Source organism: Micromonospora sp. NPDC047756 (genome assembly GCF_055587245.1).
This window is the reverse complement of sequence record NZ_JBVJGQ010000001.1, coordinates 348,206-372,789: the sequence shown is the minus strand read 5'-3', so window position 1 is coordinate 372,789 and position 24,584 is coordinate 348,206. Positions and strand designations below refer to the sequence as shown.

The following is a 24,584-nucleotide window of genomic DNA, read 5'->3' as shown; positions in this document are numbered from 1 at the left end:
CAGGGGCGCCGGCTTTGCTCTGCACCCGCGGAGGCACCGGCTACCGACCGTGAGTGTCGCCTCCGCGGGTGCAGAGCAAAGGGGGGCGACCGGTCGTGAACCTGGCGGACCACCGAGAGGTCTGTGCCGCATTTCACCTGCTCAGTGGGCGGGCGTGAAAACCACGTCAAGAAAAGGTTCGCCCCCGTCATGGTCGCGTTATGACCCCTGCCGTTCGGCGGGTGGTGGGGCTTTGATTGCCCGGCGCGACCGGAAGGCGGTCGCGACGAACCTTTCCGGCTGAGGAGTCAGCGTGTCTGACGTGGTGTTCGTGATCTTGACGGTGGTGCTGTTCGCAGTGCTCGCCCTGGTGGTCCGGGCGGTGGAGAAGCTGTGAACGCGGTCAACGCCGTCGGTCTGGTGCTCGCGGTCGTCCTGGGCGCGTTCCTGGTGTTCGCCCTGCTGTTTCCGGAGCGCTTCTGATGACCATGACAACAGCGGGCGTCATCTTCGTGTTGACGCTGGTGGCGGCCCTGGTCGCCGTCTACAAGCCGTTCGGCGACTACATGTTCCGGGCGGTCTCCGGCACCAAGCAGTCCCGCGTCGAGCGGGGCATCTTCCGACTGGTCGGGGTCAATCCGGCCGCCGAGCAGACTTGGGGCGTGTACGCCCGCAGCGTGCTGGCGTTCTCCGCGGTCTCGATCCTGTTCCTGTACCTGTTCCAGCGGGTGCAGAACCACCTGTGGCTGTCGCTCGGGTTCGACCCGGTGGTGCCGCACGGCGCGTGGAACACGGCCGTGTCGTTCGTGACGAACACGAACTGGCAGTCGTACTCGGGTGAGTCGACGATGGGCCACCTGGTGCAGATGGCCGGCCTGGCCGTGCAGAACTTCGTGTCGGCGGCGGTCGGCATCGCGGTGGCTGTCGCGTTGGTACGCGGCTTCGCCCGCAGCCGCACCGGGCAGCTCGGCAACTTCTGGGTCGACCTGACCCGGATCACACTGCGGATCCTGCTGCCGATCGCGGTGCTCGGCGCCGTCGCGCTGATGATCGGCGGGGTGGTGCAGAACCTGTCCGCCGGCACCGACGTGAGCACGCTGACCGGCGGCACCCAGACCATCACCGGTGGCCCGGTCGCCAGCCAGGAAGTGATCAAGGAGCTGGGCACCAATGGTGGCGGCTTCTACAACGTCAACAGCGCGCACCCGTTCGAGAACCCGACCACCTGGACGAACTGGCTGGAGATCTTCCTGATCTTCCTGATCCCGTTCAGCCTGCCCCGGGTCTTCGGCCGGATGGTCGGGCAGAACCGGCAGGGCTACGCCATCGCCGCGGTGATGGGCATCCTCGCGTTCCTCAGCGTCGCCATCACCAACATCTTCGAGCTGGCCGGCCACGGCACGGTGCCGCAGGCGATCGGCGCGGCGATGGAGGGCAAGGAGGTGCGGTTCGACGTGTCGAACTCGGCAACCTTCGCCGCCGCCACCACGCTCACCTCGACCGGTGCGGTGAACTCGTTCCACGACTCGTTCACCTCCCTCGGCGGCATGATGACGATGGTCAACATGATGCTCGGCGAGGTCGCGCCGGGCGGCACCGGTTCGGGGCTCTACGGCCTGCTCATCCTCGCGGTGATCACGGTCTTCGTGGCCGGGCTGATGGTGGGCCGCACTCCCGAGTACCTGGGTAAGAAGATCGGATCCCGCGAGATCAAGTTCGCCTCGCTCTACTTTCTGATCACGCCGATCCTGGTGCTCGTCGGTACGGCGGCGGCGTTCGGCACCGGCAACAACTCGACGGCGCTCAACGTCGGCCCGCACGGCCTCTCCGAGGTGCTGTACGCGTTCACCTCGGCCAGCAACAACAACGGCTCGGCGTTCGGCGGCATCACGGTCAACACGACCTGGTGGGACACCGCGCTCGGGTTGTGCATGCTGCTGGGCAGGTTCCTGCCGCTCATCTTCGTGCTCGCGTTGGCCGGCTCGCTGGCCCGCCAGGCACCCACCCCCGCGTCCGAGGGCACCCTGCCGACCCACCGACCGCTGTTCATCGGCATGGTCGTCGGCGTCACCGTGGTCCTCGTCGCGCTGACCTTCCTGCCCGCGCTCGCGCTCGGTCCGCTGGCAGAGGGGCTCTGACCATCATGAGGAACGAGGACATGTCCGTCACGTCCGCCCCAACAGAGCAACTCCCCGGTACGCCCGCCACCCAGGGCAACCGGATCGGTGGGGGGCTGCTCGACCCCAAGCAGTTGATCCGGTCCCTGCCGGACGCGGTACGCAAGCTCAACCCCGCCACCATGTGGCGCAACCCGGTGATGTTGATCGTGGAGGTCGGTGCGGCCTTCACCACCGTCCTGGCGGTGGCCGACCCGTCGGTGTTCGCCTGGGCGATCACCATCTGGCTCTGGCTGACTGTCGTCTTCGCCAACCTGGCCGAGGCGGTCGCCGAGGGTCGGGGCAAGGCCCAGGCCGCGACCCTGCGGCAGGCGAAGAAGGACACCATCGCCACCCGGCTGATCGACTGGAAGCCGGGCGCGCGGGCCAACACCTACCGCGACGAGGCGGTGCCGGCGCCGGACCTGCGTCAGGGCGACGTGGTGCTCGTCGAGGCGGGCGGCATCATCCCCGGTGACGGTGACATCGTCGAGGGCATCGCCAGCGTCGACGAGTCGGCCATCACCGGCGAGTCGGCCCCGGTCATCCGGGAGTCCGGTGGGGACCGCAGCGCGGTCACCGGAGGCACCAAGGTGCTCTCCGACCGGATCATCGTGAAGATCACCCAGAAGCCCGGAGAGAGTTTCATCGACCGGATGATCGCCCTGGTGGAAGGGGCCAACCGGCAGAAGACGCCGAACGAGATCGCGCTGAACATCCTGCTCGCCGCGCTCACCGTCATCTTCCTGCTGGCCGTCGTCACCCTCCAGCCGCTGGCCATCTTCTCCAAGGCGTACCAGGCGGCCGCACCGGACAGCGGGGCGATCACCGACTCCGGTGTCACCGGCGTGGTGCTGATCTCGCTGCTGGTCTGCCTGATCCCCACCACCATCGGGGCGCTGCTCTCCGCCATCGGCATCGCCGGCATGGACCGCCTCGTGCAGCGCAACGTCCTGGCCATGAGCGGCCGGGCCGTCGAGGCGGCCGGCGACGTCAACACCCTGTTGCTGGACAAGACCGGCACCATCACGCTGGGCAACCGGCAGGCCGCCGAGTTCGTCCCGGTAGAGGGGGTCGACGCCGCGACGGTGGCCGACGCCGCGCAGATATCCAGCCTGGCCGACGAGACCCCGGAGGGGCGCTCGGTGGTGGTCCTGGCGAAGAACGAGTTCGGGCTGCGCGAGCGCGAGCCCGGCGTGATGCCGCACGCCACCTTCGTACCGTTCACCGCGCAGACCCGGATGAGCGGCGTCGACCTGAGCCCGGACGCCAGCGTCGACGGCGGCGCGTCGGGCACGGCCCGCCGGGTCCGCAAGGGCGCCGCGGCAGCGGTCATGAAGTGGGTACGGGAGAACGGCGGCCACCCGACCGAGCAGGTCGGCGAGATCGTGGACGCGATCAGCGGCACCGGCGGCACCCCGCTCGTCGTCGCCGAGCACGTCGACGGTGCGCCCGCCCGCGCCCTGGGCGTCATCCACCTCAAGGACGTGGTCAAGTCCGGGATGCGGGAGCGGTTCGACGAGATGCGCCGGATGGGCATCCGGACCGTGATGATCACCGGCGACAACCCGCGTACCGCGAAGGCGATCGCCGACGAGGCCGGGGTGGACGACTTCCTGGCCGAGGCGACGCCGGAGGACAAGCTCGCGCTGATCAAGCGGGAGCAGGAGGGCGGTCGGCTGGTCGCGATGACCGGTGACGGCACCAACGACGCGCCGGCGCTCGCCCAGGCCGACGTCGGGGTGGCCATGAACACCGGCACGTCGGCCGCCAAGGAGGCCGGCAACATGGTCGACCTCGACTCCGACCCGACCAAGCTGATCGAGATCGTGGAGATCGGCAAGCAGTTGCTGATCACCCGTGGCGCGCTGACCACGTTCAGCATCTCGAACGACATCGCGAAGTACTTCGCGATCATCCCGGCCATGTTCGCCGGCCTCTACCCGAGCCTGGACGCGCTGAACATCATGCGGCTGGCCAGCCCGGAGTCGGCGATCCTCTCCGCTGTCATCTTCAACGCCCTGGTGATCATCGCGTTGATCCCGCTCGCCCTGCGGGGCGTGCGGTACCGGCCGGCCGCCGCGTCGAAGCTGCTCAGCCGCAACCTGCTGGTCTACGGACTGGGCGGCATCATCGTGCCGTTCATCGGGATCAAGATCATCGACCTGCTCATCCAGTTCTTCCCGGGGATTTCGTGATGCGCCTACCCACCTGGATCGCCCAACACCTCGCCGCGCTGCGCGCCGTACTCGTCTTCACGGTGCTGCTCGGCCTGGTCTACCCGCTGGCCCTGGTAGCGCTCGGTCAGCTACCCGGCCTCAACCACAAGACCGACGGTTCGCTGATCTCCTCGGGCGGGACGATCGTCGGCAGCGCGCTGATCGGCCAGTCCTTCACCGACGCGGACGGCAACCCGATCGCCCGGTACTTCCAGTCCCGCCCCTCCGCCGCCGGCGACGGCTACGACCCGACCTCCACCTCGGCCAGCAACCTGGGCCCGGAGAGCGTCGTCGACACCATCGCCACCGACCCGGAGGAATCCAGCGAGAGCCTGCTCACCCAGGTCTGCGCACGCAGCAAGGCCGTCGGGGAGCTGGACGGCGTCGACGGTCGGCGCCCGTACTGCACCGACGGTGGGGTGGGCGCCGTGCTCGCGGTGTTCCACGCCGACGGCCTGACCGGCCCGGTCACCCGAGTGGTCAGCGTCAACCAGGCCGCCCCGGCCACGCCGTTCGTCAGCGAGTACCAGGGGGTGACGGTGGAGCCGGCGCAGCCCGGCGAGGACTACGTGGCCGCCGGCGGGGTGGTCACCCCGATCCGGGGCGACGCGCCCGCCGACCCGGCGGTGCCCGCCGACGCGGTCACCGCCAGTGCCAGCGGCCTCGACCCGCAGATCAGCCCGGCGTACGCCGAACTGCAGGTGAACCGGGTCGCGCGTGAGCGTGGCGCGGACCCGGCGGCGGTCCGCAAGCTGGTCAAGGAGCACACCGGCGGGCGGGCGTTCGGCTTCATGGGTGAGCCCGGCGTGAACGTGCTGGAGCTCAACCTCGCCCTCGACAAGCAGTTCACCGCTCGCTGAGCACACCGCAGGCGGGGTCGTGTCCACCGGGCACGGCCCCGCCGGCCGATCTGAGCAGGGAGGATGTCCCCGTGCCACGCGGAGAACTGCGCATCTACCTCGGAGCCGCCCCAGGCGTCGGCAAGACGTACGCCATGTTGGAGGAGGCCCGGCGGCGGGCCGCGCGCGGCACCGACGTGGTGATCGGTTTCGTGGAGACCCACGGCCGCCAACACACCGCCGCGATGCTCGGTGACCTGGAACAGGTGCCCCGCCGGACCATCGACTACCGCGGCGCGGAGTTCACCGAGATGGACCTGGACGCGGTGCTGGCCCGCCGGCCGGAGATCGCCGTCGTCGACGAGCTGGCGCACAGCAACGTTCCCGGTTCCCGGCACGACAAGCGCTGGCAGGACGTCCAGGAGCTGCTCGACGCGGGGATCGACGTGCTGTCCACCGTCAACGTGCAGCACCTGGAGTCGGTGAACGACGTCGTCGCGCAGATCACCGGCACCACCCAGCGGGAGACCGTGCCGGACGAGATCGTCCGCGCCGCCGAGCAGGTCGAGCTTGTCGACATGACCCCGGAGGCGCTGCGCCGGCGGATGGCGCACGGCAACATCTACCGACCCGACAAGATCGACGCCGCGTTGGGCAACTACTTCCGGGTCGGCAACCTCACCGCGCTGCGCGAGCTGGCGCTGCTCTGGCTGGCCGACAAGGTCGACGAGCAGCTCGACCGCTACCGCAGCCAGCAGGGCATCGCGGCCACCTGGGAGGCCCGGGAACGGGTGGTGGTGGCGCTGACCGGCGGCCCGGAGGGCGAGACGCTGATCCGCCGCGCCGCCCGGGTCGCGGCCCGCAGCAAGGGTGCCGACCTGCTGGCCGTGCACGTGGCCCGCAGCGACGGCCTGGCCGGGGCCGACCCGGCCCAGTTGGCCCGCCAGCGGGTGCTGGTAGAGAGCCTGGGCGGCACGTACCACCAGGTGCTCGGCACCGACGTGCCGGCCGCGCTGCTCGACTTCGCCCAGGGCGTGAACGCGACCCAGCTGGTGCTGGGGGCCAGCCGGCGGGGTCGCCTCGCGCAGATCTTCGCGAGGGGCGTCGGGGTGACCACCACGGCGCTCTCCGGCTCGATCGACGTGCACCTGGTCACCCACAAACAGGCTGGCAAGGGCCGGAGGGCGGCGGCCGTACCGGCGGCACTGTCCCGACGTCGCCGGCTGCTCGGCTTCGGCCTGGCGGCGCTGGGCATGCCGCTGCTCACGGTGCTGCTGAGGACCCTGCCCGACCTGACGTTGACCAACGACATCCTGCTGTTCCTCGCCGGGGTGGTCGGGGTCGCGCTGGTCGGCGGGGTGTGGCCGGCCCTGGTCGCCGCGCTCGGCGGCTCGCTGCTGCTCAACTGGTTCTTCACCCCGCCCTTCCGCACGCTCACCATCGCCGAGGCGGACAACCTGCTCGCCCTGGCCGTCTTCGTCGGGATGGCCCTGGCCGTGAGCTGGATCGTCGACGTGGCCGCCCGGCGTACCCGGGAGGCCGCGCGGGCCGCCGCCGACGCGCAGACCCTGGCCGCCGTGGCCGGTGGTGTGCTGCGCGGCGAACGTCCGCTGCCCGCCCTGCTCGACCAGCTCCGGGAGACCTTCGGGCTGCGCGCGGTGAGCGTGCTGGAGTTGGCCGAGGAGGCCAGCGGGCGACCGGAGCGGGCCCGCGAGGAGCACGCCTGGTGTGTGGTGGCGAGCGTCGGCGAGCAGCCGGCGTGCACACCGGACGCCGGCGAGACGGCGGTACCGGTCGACGAGCGGATCACGGTCGTGCTCAGCGGTCGGCGGTTGGAGGCGGCCGACCGGCGCATCGTCGAGGCGTTCGCCGCCCAGGCCGCCGTCGCGCTGCGCCAGGAACGGCTCGCCGAGGAGGCCGCCACCGCCCGGCCCCTCGCCGCCGCCGACCGGATGCGCACCGCGCTGCTCGCGGCGGTCAGCCACGATCTGCGTACCCCGTTGGCGTCCGCGAAGGCGGCCGTGACCAGCCTGCGTAGCCACGACATCGAGTTCGACGAGTCCGACCGCGAGGAGTTGCTGGAGACCGCCGAGGAGTCACTGGACCGGCTCGCCCGGCTGGTCGGCAACCTGCTGGACATGAGCCGGCTCCAGGCGGGCGTGCTGGGCATCTCGGCGACCGCGATCGGCCTGGAAGACGCCGTACCCCTGGCGCTCGACGAACTTGGCCCGGTGGCCGCGACGGTCGGCACGGACATCCCGGCCGACCTGCCGGCCGCCACCGCCGATCCGGGCCTGCTGGAACGGGTGCTGGTCAACATCGTCGCGAACGCGCTGCGGTACAGCCCACCCGGTCAGCCGCCCACGATCACCGCGAGCGCCCACGCCGGTCAGGTCGAGCTGCGGGTCATCGACCGCGGGCCGGGCATCCCGGAGGACCAGTGGGAGCACGTCTTCCTGCCGTTCCAACGTCTCGGCGACCGGGACAACCAGACGGGTGTCGGTCTCGGTCTCGCCCTGTCCCGAGGGTTGGCCGAGGCGATGGGTGGCAGCATCACCCCGGAGACCACGCCCGGCGGTGGGCTCACCATGGTGCTGCGGCTGCCGGCCGCGCAGACCAGCTCGGAGGGGCCGCAGGAATGACGCGCATCCTGGTCGTCGACGACGAACCGCAGATCCTGCGTGCCCTGCGCATCAACCTGCGCGCCCGCCGGTACGACGTGGACGTGGCCGGCACCGGGGCCGCCGCGTTGAAGGCCGCCGCCAGCCACCCGCCCGACCTGGTGGTGCTGGACCTCGGCCTGCCCGACATCGACGGCGTGGAGGTGATCCGGGGCCTGCGCGGGTGGACCGCGGTGCCGATCATCGTGCTCTCCGGTCGGGCCGGCAGCGAGGACAAGGTCGCGGCGCTGGACGCGGGCGCGGACGACTACGTCACCAAGCCGTTCGGCGTCGAGGAGCTGCTGGCCCGCATCCGCGCGGTGACCCGCCGCCTCGGCACGCCCAGCGAGGCGGTGCCGGCCCTGCGGATCGGCCAGCACACCGTCGACCTGGCCGACCACAGCGTGCGGCGCGACGACGGCACCGAGGTCAAGCTGACCCCCACCCAGTGGAGCGTGCTGGAGAAGCTGCTGCGTCACCCCGGCAAGCTGGTCAGCCAACGTCAGCTCCTCCAGGACGTGTGGGGGCCGGAGTACCAGAACGAGACCAACTACCTGCGGCAGTACCTGGCCCAGCTGCGGCGCAAGCTGGAGGACGACCCGGCCCGCCCCCGCCACCTCATCACCGAGCCGGGAATGGGTTACCGCTACCGCCCGTGAACCGTTGACACCCGCCGGAAGAGATTGAAGAATTTCGCTCGCAGCGGCAGCGGCGTGCTTCTGTAACCGTCCCCTCCACCGGTTACCCCTCGGGAGCCCGCCGTGTCCGTGCCTCTGCCCCTGTCCCGTCGTCGGCTGCTGGTCGCCGGCGGTGCCGGCCTCGTCCTGGCCGGGTTCACCGACCCGTTCCGGGCCGCCCCCGCCCGAGCCGCCGTCACCACCGCCGACCTTGTCGTCTACGGCGCCACCTCCGGCGGGCTGGCCGCCGCGATCACCATGCGCCGGCTCGGCCGTACCGCGGTGGTGGTGGAGCCCACCGGCCACGTCGGCGGGTTGAGCACCGCCGGGCTGGGCGCGACCGACACCGGCGTCCAGGCGTCCATCGGCGGGCTCGCGGCCGAGTTCTACCGCCGGGTGTACGTGAAGTACCACGGCGGAAGCCTCACGCCGACGTCGCCGCTGCGGATGACCTTCGAACCGCACGTCGCCACCGCCGTCTTCGCCGAGATGCTGGCCGAGGCGGGCGTACCGGTGGTCGTCGACGCCCGGCTGGCCAGCCTGGGTCGCAGCGGGAACCGGATCACCGAGCTGCGCACCGAGGACGGCTCGATCTACCGGGGCGCGATGTTCGTCGACGCCACCTACGAGGGTGATCTGCTGGCCATGGCCGGCGTCGGGTTCACCGTCGGGCGGGAGTCCAACGACACCTACGGCGAGACGATCAACGGGGTGCAGTCGCGCAACACCCACCAGTTCGCCTACCCCGTCGACCCGTACGTGACGGCCGGCTCGCCCGCCAGTGGACTGCTGCCCGGCATCTCCGCCACCCCACTCGCCCCGCAGGGCAGCGGCGACGACAGGATCCAGGCGTACTGCTTCCGGATGTGCCTCACCCAGGCGGCCAACCGGATCCCGTTCGGCAAGCCGTCCGGCTACGACCCGATCCGGTACGAGCTGCTGCTGCGCCACATCCAGGCCGGCTACGCGGGACCGTACTTCACCACCCACTCGATCGGTGGCGGGAAGACCGACTCCAACAACAACGGTGCCGTGTCGACCGACAACATCGGCTTCAACCACGCGTACCCGACGGCGAGCTGGGCGACGCGCGAGAGCATCATCGCCGAGCACCGCACGTACCAGCAGGGGTTGATGTGGTTCCTGGCCAACGACAGCCGACTGCCGGCGTCGGTCCGCGACTCGACGGCCCGGTGGGGGCTGCCGGTGGACGAGTTCACCGGCACGGGCGGCTGGCCGCCGCTGCTCTACATCCGCGAGGCCCGCCGGATGATCTCCGCGTACGTGATGACCGAGGCCGACTGTCGGGGCCGGGTACGCGTCGCCGACTCGGTGGGCCTGGCCAGCTACACGATGGACTCGCACAACTGTCAGCGGGTGGTGGTCAACGGCACGGTGCGCAACGAGGGGGATGTGCAGATCGGCGTGCCGGCGCCGTACCCGGTGAGCTACCGCGCGATCGTGCCGCACCAGGCGCAGTGCGCCAACCTGCTGGTGCCGGTCTGCCTCTCGGCGAGTCACATCGCCTACGGCTCGATCCGGATGGAACCCGTGTTCATGATCCTCGGGCAGGCGGCGGCCACCGCGGCGTCCCTGGCCCTCGCCGGGAACCTCGCCGTGCAGGCCGTTTCCCTGCCGGCCCTGCAGAGCCGGCTGCGCCAGGACGGCGCGGTGCTGGAGTGGGGCTCCACCAGCGAGGTGATCCTGGACAACGCGTCGACCAGCGGGATCACCCGGGCCGGAACGTGGCTGCGCAGCACCAGCATCGGCGGTTACTACGGCGCGGACTACGAGCACGACGGCAACACCGCCAAGGGCGTCAACCGGCTGCGGTTCCGCCCGACGCTACCGGTCTCCGGGTCGTGGACGGTGCAGTTGCGCTGGACCGCCGACCCCAACCGGGCGAGCAACGTGCCGGTGGACATCGCGTACTCCGGGGGGTTGACCACCCGGACCGTCGACCAGCGGCAGTCCGGGGGTCAGTGGGTACCGCTGGGCACCTATCCGTTCACGGCGGGCACCGAGGGGAGCGTGTTGATCCGCACCGAGGACACCGACGGCCACGTGATCGCCGACGCGGTGCGCTTCGTCCGGGCCTGACCGCTCGCGACGGCGGCGGCCTCCGGGCGGCCGACAGCCTCCGGGCGGGCGGCGGTCCTCGGATCCAGCGGCGGTGCCACCAGCAGCGGGTCGACCTGGATCACCTCGATCCCGAGCGGGCGCAGCATGCCCCGCAGTGCCGACTCGCACAGCTCCTCCCAGGGCTGCTCCGGGCCCATGGCGGCGACCAGCAGCTCGGGGCGGGTGAAGGCGATGCCCACCCGATGCCCCTGTGGGGAGCGGCCGGTCCGCACCGTCCGTACCAGCCGTCCCGGCAGGTCACGCACCGGAACGGCGTAGGTTATCGGGCCCTCGTCCATCGTCGGGTTGGTCCTTCCCGTTCGTGCCGCGGTTGCGGCGGTTGCAGCCTGTACCGCGGTTGCGGCGGTTGTTGGCTGTGCCGCGGTTGCGGCGGTTGGAGCCTGTGCCGCGGTTGCGGCGGTCATCGGCTGAATCGTTCGAGGTCGTGGGCGAAGCGGCGGATCGTCGCGGCCCGTGCCCAGGACGGCGCGGGGACCGCCACGACCGGCACGGACGCGCGCGTCACGCAGTACCGGGTGACGTTCCCGCGCGACCTACCGAACCGGCCACGATCCGGGCTGCCGACGACGAGCAGGTCGGACTCCCGATCTGCGTGGTCGACGAGCACCTGCCCGGCGTACCCCTGGGTCGTCACCAGCCGCACCCGCACGTCCCGGGGCAGGCCACCGAGCGCCGCGTCGAAGACGGCGCGCAGGTAGACGACCGCCGCCCGGTCGCACTCGTCCTGCCAACGCCAGGCGAGCGTGCCAGGCCGCCAGGTCGGGGCGAAGACCCACGCGCGGACCGCGTCCATTTGGGCGCCCTCGTGGCGGGCCAGCGAGACGGCGCGGCGTAGCGCCTGCATCCCGGCGAACGAGCGGTCGACCCCCACCACGATCCGTGTTGCGGCGGTGCGGCTCATGCGGCGGACACCGCCCAGGTCGGGACGCCCTGTTCCGCACCTGGGCCCGCAGGCGCGCCCAGGTCGAGCGCGCGCAGGATGTAGTTGGCCTCCGCCACCTCCACCCCGGCGCGAAGGCGCAGGTCGGCCACGGCGCGGTGCAGCACCGTGATGCTCTCGGCGGAGAGGCGGATCACGGCGTCGACGTCGGCGGCGATCCACCACGCGTCGACCGCGCAGGGCTCGTGCCGGAGGTACTCCACCAGATGGCTGCCCGGCGCGGAAGGGCCGAGCCGGACGCTCACCAGCGCCTCGTGCCGCCGCTGCGGCCCGCTCGCCCTGGTCACGGTCTCACCGGGGTCGCCGTCGCTGCCGGGTGGCGGTCCTCCGCGTTCCCAGCGTGTCATCCGCCAAGGACTCATGGACCCATCGTCACCAGCGGACGGCGAACGAGCACCCTTCGATACGGCATTTCGACGGGTCACCGCCATTTCTTGACGCGGCGTTCACGCGGCTGCCGACCGGGCCCGCCGATACGGGGAGTAGCGTTCCCACCGAACCAAGATCGGCGTACGAGGAGGCACAGTGCAGACGACGACGGTGGACATTTCGACCGGTGACGGAGTCGCGGACGCATCCCTGAGCCGGCCCGACGGAGACGGCCCGTTCCCCGCCGTGCTGCTCTTCATGGACGCCTTCGGACCCCGTCCGCGCCTGGTCGAGATGGCCGAGCGGATCGCCGCCCGGGGATACCTGGTGCTGACGCCCCACCTGTTCTACCGGGCCGGCCGGGCACCGATCTTCGACCTGTCCCGGCTCGCCGAGCCGGATCAGCGCGGCGCGCTCTTCGCGCAGATCGTGCCGCTCATCGAGGCGCTGACCCCCGACGTGGTCAGCCGGGACACCGCCGCCTACCTCGACTTCCTGGCCGCCCGCGACGACGTCCGGCCCGGCCCGGTCGCCATCACCGGCTACTGCATGGGCGGCACGAACGCGCTACGGGCCGTCGAGGCGCACCCGGACCGCATCGCCGCTGTCGCCAGCTTCCACGGCGGGCGGATCGTCACCGATGCGCCGGACAGCCCGCACCGGGGCGTCGGCTCGATCACCGGCGAGCTGTACTTCGGTCACGCCGACGCCGACCAGTCGATGACGCCCGAGCAGATCGCCACGCTGGAGAAGGCGCTGGACAGCGCCGGGGTGCGCTACCGCTCCGAGGTGTACGAGGGCGCGCACCACGGCTTCACCATGGCCGACACCCCGATGTACGACGAGCAGGCCACCGAGCGTCACTGGGCCGCGCTGTTCGACCTCCTGGACCGCACCCTGCCCGTCGACTGACGACTGCGGTGCAGTGATCAGGTGATGAAAAGTAGGCCTCCGGATCGTTTCCGACCTACTTTTCATCACCTGATCATGGTGGGAGGGATCGCCAGGGTGGGCACCGTGGGCGCGGTGGGCCGGTCGGCGGGTACTCAGCGGCGCAGCAGCACCGGCCCGGCGTCGATGCGGGTGCGGAACAGCGCGTACGGCTTGCGCCGCAGGTCCTTGCCCCGCTGGTACTGCGCCTGCCGGTGCAGTTGGTTGGCGGTGACGTAGAGGTACCCGTCGGTGGCCACCGACATGGTGTCCGGCCAGAGCAGCCGTGGGTCGTGCACCAGGGTCTCGTACTCGCCGTCGGGCAGTCGACGCAGCACCGCGTTGTGCTCGTACGCGGTGAGGTAGAGCCGCCCCGCGTCGTCGCTCTCCAACCCGTCCGAGGCGGTGCCCCGGTCGCCCTCGTCGACCACTGTGTCGGCGACCGCCTCCTGGGTGACGCCCGGGTCGGCCAACGCCTCGGTGGACACGCTGTGCAGGCGTCGGGACGCCAACGGGCAGTAGTAGAGCCGTTCGCCGTCGGCGGAGATGGCGATGCCGTCGGAACCCATGCTCACCGGCTTCGGCGGGCCGTCGGCCGGCCGTTCGAGGAACGGCCGGCCCTCCACCACCGGCCGGAACGACGTCAGCGGCTCCGCCTTTGTGGACGGGTGGTCGTGCAGCCGCCGCCAGGAGGCCCCGCTGGCCAGGTCCACCACGATGATCCCGTTCGGCCCGGAGTCGGCCGAGTCGGTGATGTACGCGACCCCCGCCTCGCCCCGCTGCAGGTCGAAGCGGACGTCGTTGAGGTACGTCGTCGGCAGCGCCACGTCCGCCGGGAAGGTGATCACTTGGGCGACGGTGTCCGTGTCCAGGTCGATCCGGACCAGCTTGGGGCCGCCCGGCTTGGTGGGCTGGAACATCGGGCTGCCGGTGTCCAGCACCCAGAGCCGGTCGGCCGGGTCCACCACGATGCTCTGCACCGAAACGAACGCGCCCGCGTCGTCGTCGCCGGACGGGTCGTTCCAGGCCTGGTCGGGGTACGGCACCTCCTGACCGTCGCGCAGCTCGACCACGGTGGCCGACACCTCGTCGCCCCACTTCGGGAAGTTGACGAAGATCCGGCCGGAGTGCGAGACGCTCACCCCGGTCGGCATCGGGCCGGTGAAGGTGTGCACCAACTCCAGTTCGCCCACCGGCTCGTCGCCGACCGGCCCGTTCATGACGTCCGCCCCACGGTGCTCATCGCCCGCCCCTTCCGACCCGCCGGATGTCCCGCTCCACCGCTGCTATTCCCGCCCGGACGTCCGGTATGCGTCGCCGGCCAGCGGAGCCGGAAGAGACGGCGGGGCAGTAAGGGACGGCGGGGCAGTAAGGGACGGCGGGGCCGGAAGGCGGGCCGGTCCGGGTTCCGGTCAGGCCACCGGCGCGGCGGCCCGGGCGGCGGGCAGCCCGGGGACGGGAACGTCCACCGCGAGTAGCGCTCCGTCCTCCGGGCCGGGCGTGTCCAGCCCCACCCGGGCGGTGCCGATGAAGAGTCGCCTCAGGTCGGGGCCGCCCAGGCAGATCCCGGCCGGCTGTTTCGCCGGCAGCCGGATCTCCTGCTCCAGGGTCCCGTCCGGCCGGTAGCGGCGGACCGCCGAACCGCCCCACAGCGCTATCCAGAGGTGACCGGCGGCGTCGACGGTCATGCCGTCCGGTCCGCCGTCGCCGGAGGGCAACCGGAGGAACGGCTCCCGCCCGCTCAGGGCCCCGGTCGCGGGGTCGACGATGAACCGGTCGATCTCGCCGCGCGGCGTGTCGGCGAGGTACATGGTGGTGCCGGAGGCGTCGAACGCCGGTCCGTTCGGGATGGTCAGTCCGGTGACCGCGGGCACCGGTGCCGCGCCGGGGGTGAGCCGGAACAGCGTGCCCCCGCCGGGCGTCATCGCGTACGTCATGCTGCCGGCCCAGAAGTGGCCGTGCGGGTCGGCGACCGCGTCGTTCATCCGGGTGGGAACGGGTGCGTCGGCGACCAGGTCGGCGACCGGTCGGGGGTCGCCGGTGGCGGGCAGCACTGTGAGACCGGTTCCGGCGGCGGCCAGCCAGTCACCGGGCCGGCCGGCCACCGGGGCTACCGCGCCGAGCGGGACGTCGAGACGGCGCACCTCCCGTAGCTCTGCGGGGGCGTCGCCGTCGGTCTTCAGCAGCCGTCCGGCCAGCAGATCGACGAGGATCAGGCGGTCGTCGACCCAGCGCAGCCCTTCGCCCAACTCCAACCGGTCGGTGCTCCAGACGGTCGGCTCGGTCAGCTCCATCTCGCTCCTCCAAACGATCTGCGCGGAGGCGGCGGGCGGTCCTGTCGATCCGTGGTGACCGCCCACCACCCGGTCAGCGGACCGTACCGCCCGGCTCGTGGTCCAGCAGCGCCAGCTCCGCCCGGTCGGGCAGGCCCTCCCAGTCCCCCCGGGTGGCGACAGCGAACGCGCCGGTGGTGACGGCCCGGTCCAGTCGGGCCGACGCGTCGACGCCGTCGAGCCAGCCGGAGAGCAGCCCCGCGACGAAGGCGTCGCCCGCGCCGACGGTGTCCACCACCGGCACCGTCCGGGCCGGACGGTGCAGTGTGCCGGTCGCGCGGTGGCTCGTCGCTCCATCGGCACCGTGCTTGACCACGACCTCGGTGACGCCGGCCGTGAGCAGCGCCGAGGCCGGGTCGGTCGCGTCGGTGAGCACCGCCAACTCATCGTCGGAGGCGATCACCAGGTCGATCGAGGCCAGCAGCGGACGCAGCGCGGCGGCGGCGTCGGCCACCGACCAGAGCCGGTTGCGGTGGTTGACGTCCAGGCAAATCGTGCTGCCGGCGGCGTGGGCGCGCCGCACGGCCTCCACCACCGCCTGGTACGGCTCGACGCCGAGCGCGCAGGTGATGCCGGTGACGTGCAGCAGCCGGGGTGGCGACCCCGGCACGTCGAAGGGCCGGGCCACGTCGGCCGGGCCCAGCCGCGACCCGGCCGACCCGGCCCGGTGGTAGGTGACCCGGAAGATGTCGGCGACACGGTTCTCGAAGAGGATCAGGCCGGTGGGGGCGGTCGTGTCGATCCGGGACCAGGTCAGGTCGACACCCTCGGCACGCAGCGTACGGCGGACCAGCTCGCCGGGCTCGTCGGCACCGGTGACACCGATCCAGGCCGCCCGGTGGCCGAGCCGGGCCACGCCGATCGCCACGTTCGACTCCGACCCCGCGACGGAGATGCCGGCGGTGCCGCCGAGTCGCAGCGGACCGGTGGTGCGGAACGCCGCCATCGTCTCGCCGAGCGTGAGCAGGTCGGTCATGGCCGGACCGCTGCGAGGAAGGCGGCGGCGCGCTCGCGCAGCGCCGTCGCGTCGCCGCCTCGGACGGCGTCGCCGAGCAGCGAGGAACCAACACCGACGGCTGTCGCGCCCCGGTCGAGGTAGCGCCGAGCACCGTCCGCGTCGACACCACCGACCGGCACGAACGCGGCGGCCGGGTCCGGGCCGCGCAGGATGGCCAACAGCCGGTGGGTCCGCAGCTCGTCGAGCAGGTTCATCATGGTGTCCTCAGTGGTTGCGGTAGGTCGAGATGGTGAGTCACCAGGGGAGTTTGCCGGTGGCGGGCATGAACTCCCGGCATCGGCGTAGTGCGGCGAGGGCGAGTGGAGCCTCGCGGCCGGCGATCCCGGCTTCCAACTCGGCCACCGCGCTCGCCGCCCGCGCCGGTTCACCGGTCGCGGCTGCCGCTTCGGCCAACACCAGCACAGCCTCGGCTGCCCAGGCCAGGACGCCCTTCCCGCGCACCAGCGACAGCGCCTCGGACGCGTGCCCGACCGCCTCGTCCGGCCTGTCGACCAGCAGCAGCCGGGCCAGCGCCGAGAGTGCCTGCACCAGCGGCCAGATCGCGCCGACCCGCCGAGCGTCGGCCACCACATCCCGCAGCGCCCGTTCGGCGGCCCGCACGTCATCGCGGCGTTCGGCGATGCTGCGCAGATCGTTGCGTTCCTCTGCGGTGCTGCCGGCTCCGTTGCGGCCCTCGGTGGTGCCGCCGGGTCCGGTGCGGCCCTCGGTGGTGCCGCCGGGTCCGGTGCCGGCAACCAGCGCCAGCACCGTGGCCAGTTCGGCCCGCGCGTCCAGCAGGGTGACCGGCATCCGCTCGGCGTTGGCCACCAATTCGCGGAGCCGTTCGGCGAGCCCGTCCAGCCGGCCGGCGGCCCGGTCCAGTGACAGCTCGGTCGCCTCGACCAGGGACGCCAGCCGCTCGTACCCGGTCTCGTCGACAAGCGTCCGACCGGCCGCCAGCAGCGCTTCGGCCTGCTCCGGGTGACCGGCGTGCAGCGCGCCCTGCGCCCAGTTCAGGCAGGCTCGCGCGTGCTCGCGGGGCCGGTCGGCCAAGTCGGCGGACGCGCGCAGCTCGGAGATGATCGCCCACGCCGCCGGATCGCCCAGCTCCAGCAGCAACGAGGCCCGGGCGATACGGACCGCGAGGTGTGCCGCCGGATCCCCGCTGGCCGCGGCGGCGGTCTCCGCCTCCGCGCAGCGGGCCAGGTGGTCGTCGACGTGCCGGCCGACGACGGTGTCGGGGGCCGCCAGCACCGCGAGCGCCGGGGCCTTGCGGCGCGGCGCGCGCAGGTACGGCACGGCACGCTCGATCTCGGTGTACCCGCGCAGCGCCTCGCCCTGCTGTCGCAGCATCCGCCCGAGCACCAGACCCAGCTCACCTCGGGCGCCCGGCGGCAGCCGTCGGTCGGCGAGCAGCCGTTCCAGCACCGGGATGGCCTCGGCCTGGCTCAGTCCGTCGATGGCCGACCGGCCCAGCTTGGCGGCGAGCCGAACCCGTACCGGTCGGGGCAGCTCGGCGATGTCCATCGTCTGGAGCAGGAAACTGGCCGCTGTCGCGTCGTCGCCACGCTCGGTGGCGAGGTCGGCGGCCGCCTCGGCGTTGCGGACGAAGTCGGCCCCGCTGCCGGCTCGACGGTAGTGGTGCGCCAGTTGGGCCACCGGCCTCGGCAGCTCCTGTTCCAACACCCGCGCCACCCGCAGGTGCAGCCACTCCCGGCTCTCCCGGGGCACCAGGTCGTACACCACCTGTCGGGCCAGGTCGTGCCGGAACCGCAGGCCGTCCCCGGCGTCGTGCAGCAGGCCCGCCCGGTGCGCGGCGGTCAACGCGGCTCCGATCGCCACCCGGTCCAGGCTGAGCACCGAGGCGAGGATGCGCTGGTCAGGCGTCATCCCCAGTACGGCCGCCGCGCCGAGCACCTCCCGGGTGGCCTCGTCGAGCGGACGCATCCGCCAGAGCAGCACGTCACGCAGGACGAACGGGACACTGTCGTCGGCCAGCGGGTCGCCGCCCCGCTCGGCGAGCGTGCGCAGCACCTCCTCGACCACGAACGGGATGCCGGCCGTGCGGTCGAGCAGGGTGGTGGTCAGCTGCTGCGGCGGATCGTCGAGGCGCAGGGTGCGGGCCGCCAACCGGTGTACGTCGGCGGCGTCCAGCGGGCCGAGCGCAACGCGCGTGACGCTCCACGGAGGAGTGCGCGCCAGGGCGTCGTGGATCGGCGTGCTGCTCCCCGGCGTCGCCGTACGCGCGGTCAGCACCACTGCCAGCCCCTCCACCGGACGGGTGCTCAGATAGGCGAGGAGCTCGCAGGTCGCCGGGTCCGCCCAGTGCAGATCCTCCAGCAACAGCGTGGCCGGACTGAGCGCGGCGAGCACCGCCGCGACGGCGCGGAGCAGGCGATGCCGCTCGGCCGCCGGGTCGGTCAACGGGGGCGGGGCGTTCGGCAGTACGTCGGCCAGTTCGGGTAGCAGCGGCGCGAGAGCCCCGGCCACCGGGTTGAGCGGACCGAGTCGGTCGGCGCCGCCCCGGATCGCATCCAGCAGCACGCCGAGCGGAAAGGGCTCGGGCACGTCGTCGCACTCGCCGACGAGGTGTCGTCCGGGGAGTTCGGCCAGCAGTTCGGCGACGAGTCGGCTCTTGCCGATTCCAGGCTCGCCCTCGAGCAGGATCAGGCAGGGCGGGGTGGCGACGAGCCGGCGTAACTGCGCCAGCTCCGTCGCGCGGCCGACGAACTCGACGGGCCCGCGCAGACGTTCGGGGCGGACGGGAGTCGGGCTCCCGCCGCCCCGTGTCTTTTCCTCGCCACTGTCGATCACCGTGGGCCGAGCAGATCACCTCTGTCCGGCGCGACAGTGGGCCGGCGGACCGGCGGTGACCTGGGTCACACGCCGATCCGCCGGGTGGGGGGTGCAGTCAGGACTGGATGGTGACGGGCACGGTCTTCAGCGAGCCGTCACCGTTGCGGAACTCCACCACGCCGACGTAGCGCTGACCCGGAGCGAGACCGAACCAGCGCAGAGTCAGGTTCGCCGTCGCGCCCGGCTGCACGCTGCGCTGCTTCGGGTCGATGGTGAACCGGCCGGTCGAGGTGCCCGGCGCGCCCGGCAGGTAGCTGGTGACGGTGTACGCGTTCGCGCCGTCCTTGATGTTCTCGGTGAACTCCTGCTCGACGACCACGATGTAGTCACCGGCACCGTCCGGCAGGGTGACCTTGGCGCCGATCCGGGTGCTGGCCGTGGCGGTGACGAACTTCCCGGACTTGTCGTAGACGTTGAGGCTGAACTCGGTGCACTCCATCACGCCCTCCTCGTCGTCCCAGTCGATGTGGGAGCAGGTGGGCCGCGCCGACGTGACGTGGATCTCCGGACTGCGGGTGCCGGCCGGGACGTGCAGGGTGGTCCTGCTGATCGACGCGGGCAGCGGCACCGGCAGGTTGTTCGACGTGCTCCAGTCCCAACTCGGTCCATCGCCCTTCAGGGTGACCGCGGTGCTGGTACCGGAGGTGAGGCCGGAGAGCTGGGAGACCAGCTGACCCTTGTAGCCCACCTCGGCGGCGATCCGGACGCTGCCGAAGGTGCCCTTGCCGGTAATGGCGTCGGGGGCGACCAGACCGGAATTGTGGACGACGAGCGGGCTGCGTACCGCGTGCTTGAACTGGTCGCGCCAGGTCAGCGAACCGTCGGCCCAGGTGTCGAACGCGCCACCGGTGTTGGTGACCTCGACCGTGAAGCGGGCGCTGTGGCCCGGACGGATCTGCAGCTTCTTCGGGGTGACCTTGACCTTGTACCCCGGCGGGGCCTGCACCGAGGAGGTGTAGGTGCTGGTTTTGTCGCTGACGTTGGTGACAGTCCGGGTCACGGTCTGCTTGCCCACCATCCGGCCCAGCGAGATGGACGGGTAGTTGAGCTGTGCCGTGTCGATCGCGTCGACGGTGTCGCAGCCGTCCAGGTCGCCGAGCCCGTAGTCACCGCCACGGTCGGCGGAAACCCCGCACAGGTACTGGATCCAGTCCTGCTGGTTGGAGTCGTAGACCAGGCCCGGGTCGAAGGCGCTGCCCGGCTCGACCTGGCCGGCGCCGTAGTTCAGCGGAGTCGCGTCGTACGTGCCGATCTTGATGGGGTTGCCCTTGTCGGTCTTGTCCACGGCGCTGGTCATCAGCGCCGAGCGGACCGCCGCCGGCGACCAGCCGGGGTGCTTGGCCAGCAGCAGGGCGGCGATACCGGCGATGTGCGGCGCCGCCATCGAGGTGCCCGACTCCAGGGCGAAGTCGTTGCCGCCGATGGACGGCGAGAACGCGGCGACGATGTCCTGACCGGGCGCGCTGATGTCCGGCTTGAGCAGCTCGCCGGCGTTCAGGTTGGACGGGCCCGCCGAGGAGAACGCGGCGACAGCGGGCGCCTCCACCGTCTCCAGCCGGCTCGGCGAGATGGTCGCCGTGGCGTTGCCCTTGGCGACGTACGCCGTGACGGTGGCCAGGTCGACCTCGTTGATGTGCACCGTCGGCACGGCCTGCACGTCGGCGTTGAGGGAGTTCAGCTCGTCGTTGTAGAGCACCATGCCGACGCCGCCGGCCCGTGCCACCTCGATGCTCTTGTCGGTACGCGGGATCTCACCGCGCAGGCAGAGCACGATCGCGCCCCTGACCTTGGCCGGATCCAACGTGTCGTCGGCGCAAAGACCGGCACCGTAGGCGCCGTCCGGATCGATCGCGCTGTCCTTCGCGAAGACCAGTCGGGCCGGCCCGACGCCGGTCTCGCCCATGCCCACGCCGGCGATCGTGGTGCCGTTGCCGAGGGTGAGCTTCCGGGTGTTCTGCCGGTCGGTCGTGCTCGCGGCCACCGTGGTCAGCCACGGCGTCGAGTTGTCGACCGTGTTGGCGAACGGGCCGGAGTTGCCGGCGGCGGCGGCGACGAACACCCCGGCGGCGGCCGCGTTGAAGAACGTCGCGTCGACCGCCCCGAACTGCTCGGTGTCGTCACCGATCGAGTAGTTGATCACGTCGACGCCGTCCGCGACCGCGTCGTCGATGGCGTGCACGATGTCGATGTCGGTGCCGGTCGCGCCGCCCGCACCGTTGTCGTACAGAGCCTTGTAGATCGCCAACCGTGCGGCCGGCGCCATGCCGGAGATCATGCCCAGGTCCTGGGTGCCCGACGTGGCCCGCACGCCGTGGATGCCGGCCGCGGTGCTGGCGGTGTGGGTGCCGTGGCCGTTGCGGTCGCGCGGCGAGGAGTAGTCGTCCGGAAAGGCATCGGCGATGCCGCTGTCGTTGTACCAGCGTGCCCCGATCACCTTGTTGTTGCAGCTGACCGGCGCTTCGACGCCGACGTCACAGGTGCCCTTCCACTTGGCGTCGATGACGGCCTGGTCGGGGCGGGGGTTGGGCAGCGGCGCGAAGCTCGCGCTCTCCGGCCAGTAACCGCTGTCGATGACCCCGATGATGACGCCCTCACCAGCGCGGGAGTCTCCGCCGAACTCCTTCTTCCACACCCCGCCCTTGCCGGTCAGGCCCAGGTAGTCGGGGGTGTGCGAGGTGACGGCGTGCACCTTCTGGCTCTTGTACACCGCGCGGACACCGGTTGTGGCGCGCAGCCGGGCGGCCTGCGGCCCGGTGAGGTCGGCGGCGAAGCCGTTGAACGCGGTTTCCATGGTGACGCGGGTGCGATCGGCTGGCACGCCGACGTGGTCCAGCACCGACTTACGCTGCCGACGCAGGTGATCCCGGTACGCATTGGCGTTCCCGGAGGTGCGGTTCAGCTTGGCCCCGTCCGCCGGCTTGGTCGCCGCGATCCCGGGAACCCCGCCGGTGTACGTGGCCAGCGGCTCCTCGGTGAGCTGGACGAGGTAACGGGCGGTCGGCCCACTGTCGGCCGGCGCGGCGGTGGCGCTGGCGGGCAGGCTGGTCAGGCCGGCCGCGGTCAGCGCAACGGCGGCCAGCATGCTGACCCCGTACCTGGCCCGTCCGGTCCGATGTGCGTTCGGTTGTGGCACGTCGTTGCCTCCACGTTCGGTGCCGGCCGCCACGACTGATGACGGTGGCCGAAACCTAGGATCGGTACCGATCATCGAGAAGCACCCGTAACCTGCCCGTCATCTTGGAAACAAGCTCGTAACACAACGGGTACTTTGCGCGTCATTTGGAAGCGTCGACCTGAGAGATCTGTGCCATGTGTTCCGGCGCGACGCCGTCGACCGCCCGGCTTCGTTGTCCTGTCCGGATGGTCGGCGACGTGGCTTGTCTGACGCTCGTCCACCTGGTGCGACGGCAGCATCCTGAACCACGCAACGACGTACGCGCGGACCGCAGCGGACTCTCCCGGTTCCAGGACCTGCCGGTCCCGTCGGTCGAGGTCGCACACGATGCGATCCTCGACGCCCACCTCGCCGTCAGCACGGCCGGCCTGGTCCCCGTCGGCCTGGCCCCGGCCGGCCTGGCCCCCGGTCGGTCTGGGCTCTGTCGGTCTGGTCCCGGTCGGTCTGGCCGCGGTCGTTCTCGGGGCAGTTGCTCCTGTACGACTTCGTCGCCAGCCTCGGCCCGCCGACCAACAGGCGGAGCAAACGACAGGGTCGGTGGTTCGGTGGCCGGGCCGCTTTCGTCCGCGCTGTCGAGCAGGCGGAGCCGCGCCCGCGTTCCGTCGAGCAGGCGGGGCCTGGCCTCTGTCTTGTTCAGGCGGAATCGCGCCCGCGTTCCGTCGAGCAAGCGGAGCGGGCCGCTGATCCAGAATCCAGCCACCGGCGGTTGCGCCTTGCCCGAGAGCGCAGGCGGATTGGTGGCCCAGCTTCAGGGGTCGGGCTGATCGAGCAGGTCGGCCGTGCGCCCGCCGGCTGGTCGGCGTTGGCTGGCTGCTCCTATGTGCGTCGGTGGTAGTGGTTGCGGCGGGGGAGTTGTTCGGGGTCGAGCCAGGCGGGTGGGATGAATTCGGGGTGCCCGTCGTTGCCGAGCCGGACGGCCCAGTCGCTGTGGTGCAGGTGTCGGTGGTGGTGGCCGCAGAGTAGTACGGCGTTGGTCAGGCTGGTGGGGCCGCCGTTGGTCCAGTGGTGGATGTGGTGGGCGTCGCACCAGCGGGGTGGTCGGTCGCAGCCGGGGAAGGTGCAGCCGCGGTCGCGCAGGACGAGGGCGCGGCGGAGGGGGCCGGTGATGAGTCGGCGTTGTCGGCCGACGTCGAGGACTTGGCCGGTGCCATTGAGGACGGCGGGCAGGATGGTGGCGTCGCAGGCGAGTCGGCGTACGGCCTCGGGGGTGAGGGTGAGGCCGGTGTCGAGGGTGCCGCTGCTCAGTTGCCGGGTGAGCGCGTCGTAGGTGGTGGTGACGACGATTTGGGCGGGGTCGCCGCCGCTGTCGGGTAGTTCGCCGGTGCGGAGGGTGAGTCGGCAGACGTCGGCGAGGGCGTCGTGGCGTCGTTGACCGGGGGACCGGGAGTCGTCCGGTCCGGATGGGGCGGTCAGTGGGTCGATGGCGGCGCGGAGCAGGCCGGCGGTTTCGGCGTCGAGGGTGCCGGTGAGCCGAAGTCGGCCGTCGGTCTGTTCGGAGAGGGTGAGGTGGCGGTCGCGGGCGGCGCGGGCGGCTTCGGCGTCCAGGGCGGCGCGGGCGGCGGCGTCGGCGAGGTCGGGGGCGACGTGGTCGAGGATGCGGGTGCCGAGCTTGCGCAGGTGGGTGGGGTCGAACTGCCCGGCCCAGTCGGTGAGCAGGCTGACGGCCTTGTCGGCGACGTCGGTGCCGGCGGTGGTGTGCACGGTGGTGGCGGTGTCGGCGATGACCCGGGCCTGGTCGAGGGTGATGGTGCCGTCGGCCAGGGCTTGTCGGATGCCAGGGTTGCTGGTGTCCAAGGCGGTGGCGAGGTCGACGAGGCGGCGGGCAGCGGGGATGGTCAGTCGTAGCCGTTCGCGGAGCCAGACCGCGGTGGAGGAGGCTCCTTGGGTGCGGGCGGTGCCGCGGCCGTCGATCTCGCGGATCAGGGCGAGAGTGACGGCGGCGAGACGTTGTTGAAGGCGGTGTGCGGCGTCGAGCGCGGTGATCAGGTCGGGTTCCGCAAGGGCCCAGGCAGCGGCGTCGACGCAGGCGGCGACCGCGTCGTCTGCCTGCGCCAACTCCTCGACCATGACCCGACACTAGAACAGGTGTACGACACTTTCAGTCGACCATGATCGATCCGTTGTCGGGGCTCGATGCTGATCATGGCAGCTCCGCCACCGAGGCCGACAAGGCTTGATCAGTTGAGAAAGCCGTGCCCGTGCAGTGCCGTGCCGCCTCATGCCCATGCCGCCTCGTGCCCGTGTAGTGCCACGCCGTGCCCATACCCGCGCCCTCCGCCCCTCCGCGCCGCCCGCGCCGCGTCGTGCCGCGC

Annotated in this window: 18 protein-coding genes; 8 read left to right on the top strand and 10 right to left on the bottom strand. The window is 71.7% G+C overall.

What is annotated here, in order from left to right:
- Nucleotides 1-372 precede the first annotated feature (372 nt).
- From kdpF to ACZ6NZ_RS01680, 7 genes are all read left to right on the top strand, one after another.
- The gene (gene kdpF / locus ACZ6NZ_RS01710; protein ID WP_036410889.1) at nt 373-462 is read left to right on the top strand and encodes a K(+)-transporting ATPase subunit F; all 90 of its coding nucleotides are present in this window, start codon (nt 373-375) and stop codon (nt 460-462) included.
- Nucleotides 462-2,117: a potassium-transporting ATPase subunit KdpA gene (gene kdpA, locus ACZ6NZ_RS01705; protein WP_465854896.1), complete on the top strand. Its 1,656-nt coding sequence runs from the start codon at nt 462-464 to the stop codon at nt 2,115-2,117. The genes kdpF and kdpA overlap by 1 nt, the downstream gene beginning before the upstream one ends.
- A 20-nt stretch (nt 2,118-2,137) precedes the next feature.
- Entirely contained in the window at nt 2,138-4,333 is a 2,196-nt protein-coding gene (gene kdpB / locus ACZ6NZ_RS01700; RefSeq protein ID WP_465854894.1) for a potassium-transporting ATPase subunit KdpB, read from the top strand.
- Nucleotides 4,333-5,214 carry a potassium-transporting ATPase subunit C gene (locus tag ACZ6NZ_RS01695; protein ID WP_465854892.1) on the top strand — a complete coding sequence of 294 codons (882 nt, stop codon included), beginning with the start codon at nt 4,333-4,335 and terminating at the stop codon, nt 5,212-5,214. The genes kdpB and ACZ6NZ_RS01695 overlap by 1 nt, the downstream gene beginning before the upstream one ends.
- Nucleotides 5,215-5,285: 71 nt before the next feature.
- Nucleotides 5,286-7,835, top strand: coding sequence for a sensor histidine kinase (locus ACZ6NZ_RS01690; protein WP_465854890.1), 2,550 nt, complete (start codon nt 5,286-5,288; stop codon nt 7,833-7,835).
- On the top strand, nt 7,832-8,512 hold the full coding sequence (locus tag ACZ6NZ_RS01685; protein WP_465854888.1) for a response regulator: 681 nt from the start codon (nt 7,832-7,834) through the stop codon (nt 8,510-8,512). The genes ACZ6NZ_RS01690 and ACZ6NZ_RS01685 overlap by 4 nt, the downstream gene beginning before the upstream one ends.
- A 102-nt stretch (nt 8,513-8,614) precedes the next feature.
- Complete coding sequence (locus tag ACZ6NZ_RS01680) at nt 8,615-10,630, top strand: FAD-dependent oxidoreductase (RefSeq protein ID WP_465854886.1); 2,016 nt, start codon at nt 8,615-8,617, stop codon at nt 10,628-10,630.
- Here ACZ6NZ_RS01680 and ACZ6NZ_RS01675 read toward each other — a convergent pair.
- The 3 genes from ACZ6NZ_RS01675 to ACZ6NZ_RS01665 all read right to left on the bottom strand — a co-directional run bounded on the left by ACZ6NZ_RS01675 (nt 10,531) and on the right by ACZ6NZ_RS01665 (nt 11,974).
- Nucleotides 10,531-10,917, bottom strand: a complete 387-nt coding sequence (locus ACZ6NZ_RS01675) for an SAV_915 family protein (RefSeq protein WP_465854884.1) — start codon at nt 10,915-10,917, stop codon at nt 10,531-10,533. The genes ACZ6NZ_RS01680 and ACZ6NZ_RS01675 overlap by 100 nt on opposite strands.
- A gap of 155 nt (nt 10,918-11,072) precedes the next feature.
- Nucleotides 11,073-11,573 (bottom strand): universal stress protein, encoded by a 501-nt coding sequence (locus ACZ6NZ_RS01670; protein WP_465854882.1) that lies wholly within the window; start codon nt 11,571-11,573, stop codon nt 11,073-11,075.
- Entirely contained in the window at nt 11,570-11,974 is a 405-nt protein-coding gene (locus tag ACZ6NZ_RS01665; protein ID WP_465854880.1) for a hypothetical protein, read from the bottom strand. The genes ACZ6NZ_RS01670 and ACZ6NZ_RS01665 overlap by 4 nt, the downstream gene beginning before the upstream one ends.
- Before the next feature lie 163 nt (nt 11,975-12,137).
- On the opposite strand from ACZ6NZ_RS01665, the gene ACZ6NZ_RS01660 reads away from it, so the two are divergent.
- Entirely contained in the window at nt 12,138-12,893 is a 756-nt protein-coding gene (locus tag ACZ6NZ_RS01660; RefSeq protein WP_465854878.1) for a dienelactone hydrolase family protein, read from the top strand.
- A 134-nt stretch (nt 12,894-13,027) separates the two neighbouring features.
- Here the strand turns inward: ACZ6NZ_RS01660 and ACZ6NZ_RS01655 are convergent, their stop codons facing one another.
- The 7 genes from ACZ6NZ_RS01655 to ACZ6NZ_RS01625 form a co-directional block, all read right to left on the bottom strand.
- Nucleotides 13,028-14,131, bottom strand: coding sequence for an L-dopachrome tautomerase-related protein (locus ACZ6NZ_RS01655; protein ID WP_465854876.1), 1,104 nt, complete (start codon nt 14,129-14,131; stop codon nt 13,028-13,030).
- A gap of 192 nt (nt 14,132-14,323) precedes the next feature.
- Complete coding sequence (locus ACZ6NZ_RS01650; protein WP_465854874.1) at nt 14,324-15,205, bottom strand: SMP-30/gluconolactonase/LRE family protein; 882 nt, start codon at nt 15,203-15,205, stop codon at nt 14,324-14,326.
- 73 nt (nt 15,206-15,278) lie between these two features.
- The gene (locus tag ACZ6NZ_RS01645) at nt 15,279-16,220 is read right to left on the bottom strand and encodes a sugar kinase (RefSeq protein ID WP_465854872.1); all 942 of its coding nucleotides are present in this window, start codon (nt 16,218-16,220) and stop codon (nt 15,279-15,281) included.
- Nucleotides 16,217-16,456: a hypothetical protein gene (locus ACZ6NZ_RS01640; protein ID WP_465854870.1), complete on the bottom strand. Its 240-nt coding sequence runs from the start codon at nt 16,454-16,456 to the stop codon at nt 16,217-16,219. The genes ACZ6NZ_RS01645 and ACZ6NZ_RS01640 overlap by 4 nt, the downstream gene beginning before the upstream one ends.
- Before the next feature lie 40 nt (nt 16,457-16,496).
- The gene (locus ACZ6NZ_RS01635; protein WP_465854868.1) at nt 16,497-19,055 is read right to left on the bottom strand and encodes an ATP-binding protein; all 2,559 of its coding nucleotides are present in this window, start codon (nt 19,053-19,055) and stop codon (nt 16,497-16,499) included.
- A 97-nt stretch (nt 19,056-19,152) separates the two neighbouring features.
- Nucleotides 19,153-22,179 carry a S8 family serine peptidase gene (locus tag ACZ6NZ_RS01630; RefSeq protein ID WP_465854866.1) on the bottom strand — a complete coding sequence of 1,009 codons (3,027 nt, stop codon included), beginning with the start codon at nt 22,177-22,179 and terminating at the stop codon, nt 19,153-19,155.
- Between the two features lie 909 nt (nt 22,180-23,088).
- Entirely contained in the window at nt 23,089-24,339 is a 1,251-nt protein-coding gene (locus ACZ6NZ_RS01625) for an HNH endonuclease signature motif containing protein (protein ID WP_465854864.1), read from the bottom strand.
- Nucleotides 24,340-24,584: the final 245 nt, after the last annotated feature.

What these genes read in the sequence shown, in the direction of transcription:
- kdpA (WP_465854896.1), top strand. Translation starts at nt 462, where the DNA reads ATGACCATGACAACAGCGGGCGTCATCTTCGTGTTGACGCTGGTGGCG.
- kdpB (WP_465854894.1), top strand. Translation starts at nt 2,138, where the DNA reads ATGTCCGTCACGTCCGCCCCAACAGAGCAACTCCCCGGTACGCCCGCC.
- ACZ6NZ_RS01695 (WP_465854892.1), top strand. Translation starts at nt 4,333, where the DNA reads ATGCGCCTACCCACCTGGATCGCCCAACACCTCGCCGCGCTGCGCGCC.
- ACZ6NZ_RS01685 (WP_465854888.1), top strand. Translation starts at nt 7,832, where the DNA reads ATGACGCGCATCCTGGTCGTCGACGACGAACCGCAGATCCTGCGTGCC.
- ACZ6NZ_RS01670 (WP_465854882.1), bottom strand. Translation starts at nt 11,573, where the DNA reads ATGAGCCGCACCGCCGCAACACGGATCGTGGTGGGGGTCGACCGCTCG.
- ACZ6NZ_RS01665 (WP_465854880.1), bottom strand. Translation starts at nt 11,974, where the DNA reads ATGAGTCCTTGGCGGATGACACGCTGGGAACGCGGAGGACCGCCACCC.
- ACZ6NZ_RS01655 (WP_465854876.1), bottom strand. Translation starts at nt 14,131, where the DNA reads ATGAACGGGCCGGTCGGCGACGAGCCGGTGGGCGAACTGGAGTTGGTG.
- ACZ6NZ_RS01650 (WP_465854874.1), bottom strand. Translation starts at nt 15,205, where the DNA reads ATGGAGCTGACCGAGCCGACCGTCTGGAGCACCGACCGGTTGGAGTTG.
- ACZ6NZ_RS01645 (WP_465854872.1), bottom strand. Translation starts at nt 16,220, where the DNA reads ATGACCGACCTGCTCACGCTCGGCGAGACGATGGCGGCGTTCCGCACC.
- ACZ6NZ_RS01640 (WP_465854870.1), bottom strand. Translation starts at nt 16,456, where the DNA reads ATGAACCTGCTCGACGAGCTGCGGACCCACCGGCTGTTGGCCATCCTG.
- ACZ6NZ_RS01630 (WP_465854866.1), bottom strand. Translation starts at nt 22,179, where the DNA reads ATGCTGGCCGCCGTTGCGCTGACCGCGGCCGGCCTGACCAGCCTGCCC.
- ACZ6NZ_RS01625 (WP_465854864.1), bottom strand. Translation starts at nt 24,339, where the DNA reads ATGGTCGAGGAGTTGGCGCAGGCAGACGACGCGGTCGCCGCCTGCGTC.